Source organism: Flavobacterium sp. F52 (genome assembly GCF_000278705.1).
Lineage (GTDB): Bacteria > Bacteroidota > Bacteroidia > Flavobacteriales > Flavobacteriaceae > Flavobacterium > Flavobacterium anhuiense.
In genome coordinates this window covers 282,907-293,899 of sequence record NZ_AKZQ01000018.1, presented here as the reverse complement: position 1 = coordinate 293,899, position 10,993 = coordinate 282,907, and the positions used below count along the sequence as shown (strand labels likewise).

The window sequence follows — 10,993 nt, the reverse complement described above, 5'->3', positions numbered from 1 at the left end:
CCAGCATTTTTCTGGTTCCGGAGCATCCAGAAATATAATTGTGCTGGATATCATCGATCCAAACTGTCATGGTGTTTGCCGTATTGCTTTGTTTGATCACAATCGCATCTAAAGTTACAGAAGCGCCATTAACGGTTCCGTTTCCTGTCGTAATTGTTGTTCCTGCCGCAGTTGGCAAAAACCATTCGTAATAATTCCAAGCTCCGTTGTTTATGATCGCCTGCGGAGGCAGTTCTTCCAATCCGTCAGCATCATCAATCCAAGCCGTAACAGTCGCTCCGGCATTTGCAGTGCTGGTTTTCATCCAAAAGCCGAAAGAGCCCTGGTTCCCTACAAAAGCCTGATTGTTTGCAGGAGTTCCTCCCCCTGAAAGCAGTCGCACCAGCCAATCTGTAGCAACTGATGTATTGTCATATAAAACTGCTTTTAGGCTCGCTGTTCCGTTTTTAAAGCTGTCTGTCGCTCTTGCCAAGGTAGAGGCCGCTGCAATACCCACCGTAGAACCTGAAGTGGTTGGAGCTTGTGTGAATCTTCCGGCAGAAGCTTCAAAAGTTTCCAAAGCTGTTGTAGTATTTGACCCCACACAAAATGTCATGGTGTAGGTATTGCTTCCGCAGGCGTTTGAAGCTACTAATGTAACAGTCTTTGAACCTGCAGCTGTAAAGCTTACTGACGGATTTGCAGCTGTACTTGCCGAAGGAGAACCGTTAGGGAAAGTCCAAGCGTAAGCAGTTGCTCCTGTTGAAGTATTTGTCAGCGTTATGCTCTCTCCAATTGCCAATTCTGTCAAAGGGGCTGTGAATCCAGCTACGACAGTTGCTGCAGGATTTACAGTCACCAATCCTGCTGCTGTTTTGGTGTCAGAACCTATTGCATTTGTAGCCGTTAAGCTTGCATCGTAAGTTCCTGCCGTGTTATAAGTAATTACTGGATTTGCTGCAGTGCTTGTGCTTGGCGTTCCTCCCGGAAACGACCAGCTGTATGAAGTTGCATTTGCAGAAGTGCTGGTATAGGCTACCGTTTGCCCTTCACAAACTGCGGCAGCTGTTGGCATAAAACTGGCTGCTGGAGCCGTATTTTCAGGCAGACAGTCAATAAAGGTGAATTTAAAGGCATCTGCAATGACAACTCCTGTCGTGCCTGCTGTGCGGATCACAGCTTTGCCTGCGGAACCGGCGCTGAAATTGTATCGTCCTAGTGAAACCCAAGTTCCATTATTGATCTGCTGGTTTACCGTAACTGTAGCTGTTCCGTTTTCATGAATGATATCAACCGGAACGTTTGCCGGGCGGTTTGTGCCAGCCGTAAAGTTGATAAATACCTCATACTTCCCTCTTTGAGGAATTGAAGGGGTAAAAGTCGCCGATTTTGTCCCTTTTCCAGTATCGCCATCATGAATATAATCCGTACCTATATATCCTGCTGTTGCTGAAGTGGAGGTCCAGGCCCCTACTAAAGTCGCCGCTAGATTGTCAACCGTAATTGAAGTTGAGCCCGGCAATGTGCAGCCGGCGCTTTTTGGAGTAAAACTCACGGGAGCCGAATATTTTGAAGTTCCCGTTGCTGCGCTATAGCTTCTGATTGTGTAATAGTAAACATTTCCTCCAATAGGCGATTCGGCAACTGCTGCGCTTGTCGCATTCCAGGAATACGTTTTTACCGTATTTACCACATCATTCACCACTACTGTGCTGTTTGGCGCTGCTGCAGATGTAAATCCGTCCGTATCGTTCCACCCTGCATTCGATTTGGAAACCTGAATGCGGTAATCGGCATTTGAAACTGTAGAATCCCATGTAAAGTTTACGGGAGTACTAACATATACCTGGCCTGCAGTTGGTGCTGTAGGAACTGGAACATTGGCATTAAAACAATTATTTGTTGCACAATAACTGAGATATTCTTGCTCAACAACATTGTAAACTGCTGTTTTAATATTATCCCATAATGAAGAAGGACTCGCATACGCATTGGTAGTAATTCCGACAGAAACATTTAGTGATGGAATATAATACATAAAAGAATTATATCCTAGGATTGTTCCTGTATGACCATGATATTTTACATTGTTTGAAGAAGTATAAAGCCGCGTTCCTAAACCATATGCAGAATTAAGCGCAGAAGGGGAAATCATTGCATTTATAGAACTTTGTGTCAAATAATTCCCTCCAAATACTGCTTTACAATATTTTGCTAAATCGCCAGGATTTGCTACAATGGCTCCCGCGCCTTTTACCGATGTTGGCGAATAATTGTAAGCTCTTGTTCCTTCTGCTAAATTTGGAATTTTATTGATCGTTGTACTTGTAAAATCCATAAAGGTATTAGTTAATTCAAGTGGTGTAGTAATCCATTCCTGAATTGCTACATCTAATGTTTTTCCTAATTTTTTTTCGATCAACATTCCAAGCAAATAAAAGCCTCCATTAGAATATTCATAAGAACTACCGGGAGTAAATGATGCTCCCATATTATTAATGTAACCCACTATTTCGGCATCTGTAAAAATTTTGTCGGGAACAGCCGCATTTATAAAAGCCGAGCTTCCATTTAAATAATCCCCTACACCAGCAGTATGTTGCAATAATTGTTTAATAGTAATTGTACTTCCATTCGGTAAACCGGGAATTACTAAGTGTTGAGATAATTTATCATTTATGTTAAAATAACCAGCATCTTGCAATCGCATAATTAATGTTGCCGTAAAGTTTTTGGTAGCGCTTGCAATTCTATATTGAGTATTCGATAAAATTGACGATTGCGTGTATACATTTCCGATACCTGCGGAGGCATATACCATTCCTAAATTGGGAGTGGATACCGCCACAGAAACTCCTGGAAGACCGCTGCCCGACCATGAGTTTGTAACAGCAGTTTGCAATTTTTGCTGAAATGTTTGTGCCTTTACAAACATTATGCTACATAACAATAGTAATAAAGTGTATTTTTTTTTCATTGCATAAAATTTTCGATTAATTATTTAAAAATCAAATTATGAAAGCAAACAAATAATAGTATATGGGTTTAAGCACGCATGTAGATCCAATCCTCTTTTTCTGCATTCTGTTATGGCAAAACTTAAAGGATCCCAAATCGGATTTGGCGGCGCACCCTGAGTTCCTGTCAGACAATACGACCAAGGTTCTATTGATGAGTTATAAACAGCATCGCATTCCGGTCTAACCTGAAAATAAACCTTATTGATTCCTGTAAGAACCAATTTATCCAAAATTGTAATTAGCTCGGCTTGCTGAACTGCAGGAGTTGCAGTCCTATTGCTTGGTCAGTCCAAATTATAGACTATATTAAATAAGTCCCCCTTAAATCTGTTTTGGGGCTTGCACTTATTTCTGGTTCGATATTAGAACAGCCTGGAGTTATATTAGTTCCCTGACCTAAAATAAAGCCGTTTATAGCTATTAAAAAGAATAGATTGAGTAGTTTTTGATTCATAAGTTGGGCAGTTTTTTGGTTAATAATCGTAAATATATTACAAATAAAAACGCAAAAACACGCAACTATACTTAAAATTTTAACTTAAAAACGCAAAATAATTCATCATTAATCATAAAATAATGCGTTAACTCCAGCAAACACAAAGCTTTTTCTTTTCAAAAAGACTTTAACAATTGTTAATAAAATATTTACGCAGTAAATTTAAAAGAGAATAATATTAAAGAAAATTACTACTTTATAATCTTAAGCAGACTGTAAAAGGAAAATTGCGATAGAAATTGTGAACATTATTCAAAAATAGAGGCAAAGACAAAATAAAATTTGAACTGAAAATTTTTAATGTCCAAAGAACAAAACATGCAAAATAACGCAAAACAAAATAAACCTAAAATTTCTCTAAATTTAGCCTATAAAAAGCCCGTCCTAATTCTGCCAAAAAAGGCAGTCCGATTTCATCATAATCATAATTATCGTCATTGAAGATCTGATCTTCGTTAACCAGTAAAGTTGCGCTGATGATAAACTCAATTCTATTAATTTCATCTACTATGTAAGCACAATCTATCAGTGTGCCATATGCATCTCCTACTTTATTATATATTTTTATATTGTCGGGAATTGTTTCTTTCGTGTCGCCAAACATAAAAAACTTGCAATATCCGTCATAGTATTCTTTAGGATCATATCCTGCATTTCTAGGCAAATTCTGCATATTATACAAAAGAAGCTCTCTGTTTTCTGCTGACAGATCGAAACGTTTTTTTCTTGGAAAATTATCTGGGAAAACAACTCTTTTCATCGTGCCGTGCAATGTTTCCAAAGACAGATAATTCTTTCTGCTGAAATCCATAGGAGAATTAATCAATTTACCGTTTTCGTAATATCCTTTGCCTTTCAATATTTTATTTAGTTTTAAAGATACGATTGCGCTATCTCTAACGCTAGGAATGAGTACTTCCTCACCATTATTATAGAAAGCTATTTTTTTGGTTTGGGATGCTCCTGAATTTGCGGCCGATAAACGATGGGAAATTCGAACCTGTTTCAGCCCCTTTTCTTTCATTTTTCTGTTAATATAGTCACGCCCCATAAATTCATAAAAGTCATTGCTAGCTTCATTTGAGCTTACGGCAAAAATTTTACGCAAATCATCCGCGAAGGAAAATTTCGTCTCGCCATCACCAACAGCAAAAACTGTATTTGCATCAGCATTTTTCATCCCATTGAGCTTCTCTAAAGCTAAAACTGCAATCGGAAGTTTAACCGTACTTGCCGGATAATAATAATTTGAAGCGTCTACATTATATTTATAATCTGTTAAAATAACTTTTCCGTTGTTTTTTCTTTTTACAGCAGTGTATATAATTTGGAGTTCAAAGTGCTCCGGTTGATCGGCAACCTTTTTTATGGCATCATTATTACTGCTAAGAACCTTTTTTATCGGATCATTTTTTACAGATTTACAGCCTGAAAAAAAACATAGAACGCACGCTAATAAGAAGAATCTTTTCATAAAGGTTTATTTTTAGAAAGAACCACCAAAATCATTTAGATAAAGATGAATCCCGAATAATCAATTCAGTTTTTAATATGGTTTTTTGAAATGATTTAACCTCATTCCTATTCTCTAGAAGAGACAACATTGTTTCCATCAGCTTGGCAGAAATCTCAGAAAGCGGCAGAGAAACACAACTAATAGAAGTTGGGCACAATCTAAACATATCATGATCCTCAAAAGAAATAATGCCGAGTTTTTTCAATAAAACATAATCATTTTCTTTAAAAACTTCCAATCCGCTTTGTGCAAGATAATTAGTTGAAAAAAAAACAGAATCCAAATAAGTGTTTTTAACAAAAAAATCCCGTATATATTCTTTTGCTTCTGCAAGTTCATTTTCTGGAATTTGAAGGATGTTTGGTTTAAGCCCACATTCGAAAATTGCCTTATCATAGCCATTCAGACGATCTCTCATTTGAGACTGGTTTGAAGTTGTTGTAATAAAACCAATATTTTTAAAACTGTTATTAGTTAAATGCAAAACCGCATCATTTGATGCTCTAACATTATCAATACCAACATAATTGCATTGCAAATCTTCAAAAAATCTGTCCATCAAAACAACTGGGATATTATAATTTATAAGATCTTCGACCGTATCTTTTATACCTGGAGAAGGAACAATTATAAATCCATCAACCTGTCGAAAATTAAACAAATCTATAAGTTCTCTCGACTTCTGATCATTATTTTCATTACTGCAAAATATAACCTTATATCCTTTCTTATAAATCATGTCTTCAAAAATCCTAGCAAGCTTTGAAAAAAAACTGCTTGAAATATCTTCAACCATGAAGACTAAAATTTTTGATCTTCCTGTTCTAAGGCTCTGCGCAATTTGATTTGGCTTATAGCCTATCAATTTTGCGTACTCCAATACCTTTTGCGTCAATTTTTTCGAAATATGTTTCTCTTCCGCCTTTCCATTTAGCACGAAAGAAACCGTTGATATTGAAATATTCAATTGATCAGCAATGTCTTTTATAGAAACTGGTTTACTTTTCATTTAAAATCAGTTAAATCTTTTAGTATAAGCAATATTAAAAAGGAAGGCATTCCTACCTTCCTTTTTCATTAAATTATCACAAAAACAATCTTCATCAATAATCTACAAGCAAACTGAATTTACTAAAAAACGCTTTATCGAATCCAACTAGTGCATTGGTAACCAAACCCTTAAATCACTCAAATTGGTTAATGAAATAATTTAACATCAAATTTTTATTATGCTTTTTCAGAATAATCTAAGTCTACATAAAAAGTTTCTTTCAACTGCGATAATGCCAATAATGAAATCAATGACAACAAAGTGCCCACTACCATTCCAGCACAAATAATATCGCCGTCAAAGATGTAATCTCTAAAGTATGAGTAAACCAATATGATTAAAGGCAATGAACCACGGACAAAATTTGGTGCAGTAGTTGTAACCGTTGCACGAATATTGGTGCCAAATTGTTCTGCCGCAATTGTAACAAACAAAACCCAATAGCCTACAGATGCCCCCATTACTAAACAAAGTGAATAAAATACTGTTGTTGAAATCCCGTCAGCGAGGAGATATACAAAAATCATTGCAAGATTAAATATAAGAAACCAGTACATTACTTTTTTTCTGCTTTTTAGCCATTGGCTTAAAAGTCCGCTGGCAATGTCTCCAAAAACCAAACCAGCATAACAGAAAGCAATCGCTTTTCCAGCTTCAATAGTCTCGGCTTGCGGTATATTTAATGCTTTCGCAAATTCAGGAGAAAACGTTATTAATACACCAACTAAAAACCACAAAGGCATCCCGATAAGAATACAATTGATATATTTAAAAAACCTTTTCTTATTGGTAAAAAGCGACAAGAAATCGCCTTTTGCTTCCTTTTTTTCTTGAACTCTTTTAAAAATTCCAGATTCAGTAATACTGATTCTTAAAAACAATAGCAAAATTCCTAAAATTCCTCCTGCATAATAACATAAACGCCAGTCCTGAAAAATTTCATAAATAAGATAAGCGGCAACAGCGCCAGAAACTCCTACAGAAGCTACAATCATAGTTCCGTAACCACGTTTTTCTTTCGGAAGAGATTCAGCTACAAGTGTAATCCCTGCTCCAAGTTCTCCTGCAAGACCAATTCCTGCAATGAGTCTCCAAAAAGCATACGCCCCAATTGTGTCGACCATTCCGTTTGCAATATTGGCAACTGAATAAATCAAAATAGAACCGAATAAAACCGAGATTCTTCCTTTTTTATCTCCTAAAATTCCCCATAAAATACCGCCAAAGAGCATTCCGAACATCTGCATGCTAATTAAATATTCTCCTTGATCTCTAATGGCATCACCCGTTAATCCTAAATCTTTTAAACTATCTGTTCGGACAATTCCGAATAGCAAAAGATCATATATATCAACAAAATAACCTAAAGCAGCCACAATAACGGCAGCATTTAAAATTGACTTTGGTTCTTTTGTCTGAAGCTTTGAAAAGAGTTTCATATAGTTATGGGTTTGATAGTTTTATAGTAAGTGTGTACAGATTTTAATGTGCAATCCAGATATCTTCAATTTCTTCTAAGGATTTTCCTGTCGTTTCAGGAACATAGAAACGAGTTATTAATAAATACGGAATACACATTACGGCAAAAATCCAAAACGAAATTGCAGGACTTAACGATTCTAATAATACCGGCGTTAATTGTCCGATAAGATAAGATCCTATCCAAAGAGAGAAACCTGCCATTGACATTGCCAATCCACGCACTTTCACCGGATACATTTCTGATATTAATACCCAAATTACCACACAGATTGAAATCGCGCAGAAGAAAATATAACCAATAATTAAATAAAGCAGAATATTTGGATTATTGAATCCTAAATAGAAATAAGCTCCAATGGCAATAAGCATGGCAAACATTCCCGTTACACCTACATATACCAATTGTTTTCTTCCGATTTTATCTACCAAATACATTCCTAAAACGGTAGATAAAACGTTTACAACACCTATTACAATCTGGAAATCTAAAGATCCCTGAGATGCCATTCCTGCTTCTTTAAAGATAATTGGTCCATAATAGAAAATCACATTCACTCCCATGAATTGTCCTAAAATGGCAAGACTCATCCCGATAAACAAAGCGGTTCTGTAACCCGGTTGGAACAGAATTCTCCAGTCTGATTTTTCTTTATTTGAAATGCTTTTTTGAGTATTCTCTATCTGCTCTTTCGCTTCTTGAGAACCAAATAATTGCGTTAATGTTTTTTCGGCTGCCACCAGATTATTTTTAGAAATCTGCCATCTCGGACTTTCTGGAATAAAAAATATAATCAGGAAAAACAGGAAAGAAGGTACGCCACACAATCCCAACATCCCTCTCCAATATTCTGTCTGAAAAATAACCTTTGCCCATTGTGCATCAAACTGCCCCGAGGTAGACCAGCTTAAAACTTTTGCATTGGCAAAATAAGAGGCAACGATACCAATTGTAATAGCCAATTGATAAAGTGTTACCAATGTTCCTCTGAAACGCGCCGGAGAAACCTCAGAAATATATAACGGAGATACAACAGAAGCTACCCCAATTCCCATTCCGCCAAGTATTCTAGCCCAGATAAGAGCTTCAAAACTATTTACAAACATACAGCCTGCTGCCGAAATTGTGAATAAAGTTGCTGCCAGAAGCATCGTCCATTTACGACCTAAAACGTCTGATATTTTTCCTGCAAAAGCAACCCCTATAATAGATCCTATTAATGCACAGCCCACATACCAGCCAGTTGAAACATTATCTAACGCAAATTGTTTGGACACCTGCTCAATAGTTCCGGATATAACTGCGACATCATAACCGAAAAGAAATCCGCCAATGGCACCTATTATGGAAAGGAAGATTATATATTTAAAATTTTCTTTTTGATTCATTTTTTTGTGGTTGCTTTGGTTAATTAAAACTATAATCTTTATTTAATTCCGAAATATTCTTTATAACGATCGTACAAATGTCCCGCTTGCAAATAAGCTGATTGCGGACTCATAAAGTGCGAAAACTCAAAAGTAATTCCTTTTTGATATCCTGCTCTCTGTGCTGCTTCAAGCTTTAATCTTAGTTTTTCAAATTTAATTGGGAAGAATTTAATTGGCATATCTCTATCAAAAGTTTCTGCATTGGTCCAGCATTCTAAGCCATATTTATCTCCCAGCTTCTTATTGACCGAGAAAAAAGCATCTAATTCATCATAATCAATATGGCCATCTTGAAATGCACAAGCATCAACCGCACCTTTTATTCCGTCAAAAATTTCACCCCATTCTTTTTCGTGTTCTTGAACCGAAACTGCATCTTCTTTTGATAATTTACCTGATGCTGCCATTACGGCTTTTTTACCATCAATCCAAGGTGACATAAATGTTGGCAATCCTCCAGAAACATCTTTACATAATTGACCTAAAGTTCTGAATGACTCTATTGCTCCTTTGGTCTTACGACTGATTTCTCCGCTTAAATACCAGCCAGCAAAACTTTTGTAATGACCATATTTTTTCCATACCTCTTCAATAACAAATTTATTGGCTTCGATTTCAGTCGTCATGTCGCCTGTATCCCAATAAACTCCAGAATCGTATAATCCGAAATAAAATTTCATTTTATGTTTGTCAGCCAAACGCAAATACATATCTAAAAGATCGACGCCTGGTTTGTAGCAACCTCTTTTATTGATTAAATAATCTGAATTATAGGTAATGAATTTTCTGTAGCCTGAACGAATCATGATAACGGTATCGATGCCAATAGCTTTCATGTGGGCGAAATCTCTATCCCACTCTTTTTCTCCCCAGTTTTGATGCGGGATATCATGTGAAATTTCATCTAAAAAAGTCCCTGTAATACGCAATGCATTTCCCTGCGTAACTAATAATTCCGGGCGCTCTTCTGTAATTATTTCTGGTTTTTCAACGTCTTTTATAGACGAATCACTCTCAAAAGAACTCAATAATGGAATACTCACTGCAGATGCTGCTCCTAATCCCAATTGACTCAAAAAATCTCTTCTGGTTTTCATTTTTTTATGTTTTTTTTATAGCTTAGTAGTTATTTTTTTTATTTAGAACCAAAAATATCAATTGATTCTCCGCTTTCACCAAAAGTTTTCAAATTAAAGTAACTTTTTGCCGGACATTGCATATCTGTAAAGCGTTTCGTATGCATTGGTGCTTTTACAACATTTCCATTTACAGAACGATACAAAAAGGTTTCAGTCCACTTTGCTCCTGTCACTTTTGCTGTAGTCCGCTGGGCTGGTTTTCCTTCATTTGCTACCTGATCGATTGCATTTACACGTTTATATTGTGCCATAAATGTTGGTTCGTAACCATCTACATCAAAGATTTGCTCGTATTTTTTGCCAGCGCCTTCAACAATAAATTTTAGTTTTTTAGATTCTATCAATTGAATGCTAATGGTAACCGTTTCTCCAGGATACCAATAATAAGCAGGTTCTGCAGGTGCATTCATGTATAATGCTGTTTGACCAGATTTATAACCTGTACGGCGCAAAAATGGACGAAAGGCTTTATGCTCTTTACTAACAGAACCATCGGCTTCGCGGATTACTTCCCAAGTCAATCCGATATCTGTTTCCTGATCATCTGAGTTTCCTCCTAGATATACTGATGCATTGTCTAAATATGCTCCCGGCTTATTAGGATTTATTCTTGAGAGATCGTATGTCAAAACTGGAAGCGTGACTGTCCCTCCAATTCCTAGCCAAAAATCTTTGCTCGAATATGCTTTTCTATAATAAGCTCCTGCAAAACAAGGACTTGAAGGGGCAGGCAAAATTTCTTTTTCAAATTTGGTTTTTACTTGCTCTTCTATGCTCGCTTTTACAGCCGGTTTTGACTGCGAATTGCTTTCTGTACAGCTAGCCAGAAAAATCATGGACGAAAGTGCATATATTTGAATTAAATGGCTCTTTTTCATGCTT

8 protein-coding genes and 1 pseudogene are annotated in these 10,993 nt (G+C 36.5%); all 9 read right to left on the bottom strand.

The features are described 5' to 3' along the window. On the bottom strand, window positions 1–2,956 hold a 2,956-nt coding region (locus tag FF52_RS23100; RefSeq protein ID WP_008463684.1), incomplete at its 3' end, for a serine hydrolase. 36 nt (window positions 2,957–2,992) lie between these two features. Further along, a pseudogene (locus tag FF52_RS05585) lies at window positions 2,993–3,247 on the bottom strand (family 10 glycosylhydrolase); the annotation flags it as partial. A 53-nt stretch (window positions 3,248–3,300) separates the two neighbouring features. After that, window positions 3,301–3,453 carry a hypothetical protein gene (locus FF52_RS23590; protein ID WP_157498519.1) on the bottom strand — a complete coding sequence of 51 codons (153 nt, stop codon included), beginning with the start codon at window positions 3,451–3,453 and terminating at the stop codon, window positions 3,301–3,303. A 388-nt stretch (window positions 3,454–3,841) separates the two neighbouring features. Next, window positions 3,842–4,969, bottom strand: coding sequence for a serine hydrolase (locus tag FF52_RS05580; protein ID WP_008463680.1), 1,128 nt, complete (start codon window positions 4,967–4,969; stop codon window positions 3,842–3,844). A gap of 31 nt (window positions 4,970–5,000) precedes the next feature. Next, window positions 5,001–6,020, bottom strand: coding sequence for a LacI family DNA-binding transcriptional regulator (locus FF52_RS05575; RefSeq protein WP_008463679.1), 1,020 nt, complete (start codon window positions 6,018–6,020; stop codon window positions 5,001–5,003). A gap of 218 nt (window positions 6,021–6,238) precedes the next feature. Then, entirely contained in the window at window positions 6,239–7,501 is a 1,263-nt protein-coding gene (locus tag FF52_RS05570) for an MFS transporter (RefSeq protein ID WP_008463678.1), read from the bottom strand. A gap of 43 nt (window positions 7,502–7,544) precedes the next feature. Beyond that, the gene (locus FF52_RS05565) at window positions 7,545–8,930 is read right to left on the bottom strand and encodes a sugar porter family MFS transporter (RefSeq protein WP_008463677.1); all 1,386 of its coding nucleotides are present in this window, start codon (window positions 8,928–8,930) and stop codon (window positions 7,545–7,547) included. A 38-nt stretch (window positions 8,931–8,968) separates the two neighbouring features. Continuing rightward, on the bottom strand, window positions 8,969–10,069 hold the full coding sequence (locus FF52_RS05560; protein ID WP_008463676.1) for a DUF4434 domain-containing protein: 1,101 nt from the start codon (window positions 10,067–10,069) through the stop codon (window positions 8,969–8,971). Between the two features lie 38 nt (window positions 10,070–10,107). Beyond that, on the bottom strand, window positions 10,108–10,989 hold the full coding sequence (locus FF52_RS05555; protein ID WP_008463675.1) for a hypothetical protein: 882 nt from the start codon (window positions 10,987–10,989) through the stop codon (window positions 10,108–10,110). Window positions 10,990–10,993 lie beyond the last annotated feature (4 nt).

What these genes read in the sequence shown, in the direction of transcription:
- FF52_RS05575 (WP_008463679.1), bottom strand. Translation starts at nt 6,020, where the DNA reads ATGAAAAGTAAACCAGTTTCTATAAAAGACATTGCTGATCAATTGAAT.
- FF52_RS05560 (WP_008463676.1), bottom strand. Translation starts at nt 10,069, where the DNA reads ATGAAAACCAGAAGAGATTTTTTGAGTCAATTGGGATTAGGAGCAGCA.
- FF52_RS23590 (WP_157498519.1), bottom strand. Translation starts at nt 3,453, where the DNA reads ATGAATCAAAAACTACTCAATCTATTCTTTTTAATAGCTATAAACGGC.
- FF52_RS05555 (WP_008463675.1), bottom strand. Translation starts at nt 10,989, where the DNA reads ATGAAAAAGAGCCATTTAATTCAAATATATGCACTTTCGTCCATGATT.
- FF52_RS05580 (WP_008463680.1), bottom strand. Translation starts at nt 4,969, where the DNA reads ATGAAAAGATTCTTCTTATTAGCGTGCGTTCTATGTTTTTTTTCAGGC.
- FF52_RS05570 (WP_008463678.1), bottom strand. Translation starts at nt 7,501, where the DNA reads ATGAAACTCTTTTCAAAGCTTCAGACAAAAGAACCAAAGTCAATTTTA.
- FF52_RS05565 (WP_008463677.1), bottom strand. Translation starts at nt 8,930, where the DNA reads ATGAATCAAAAAGAAAATTTTAAATATATAATCTTCCTTTCCATAATA.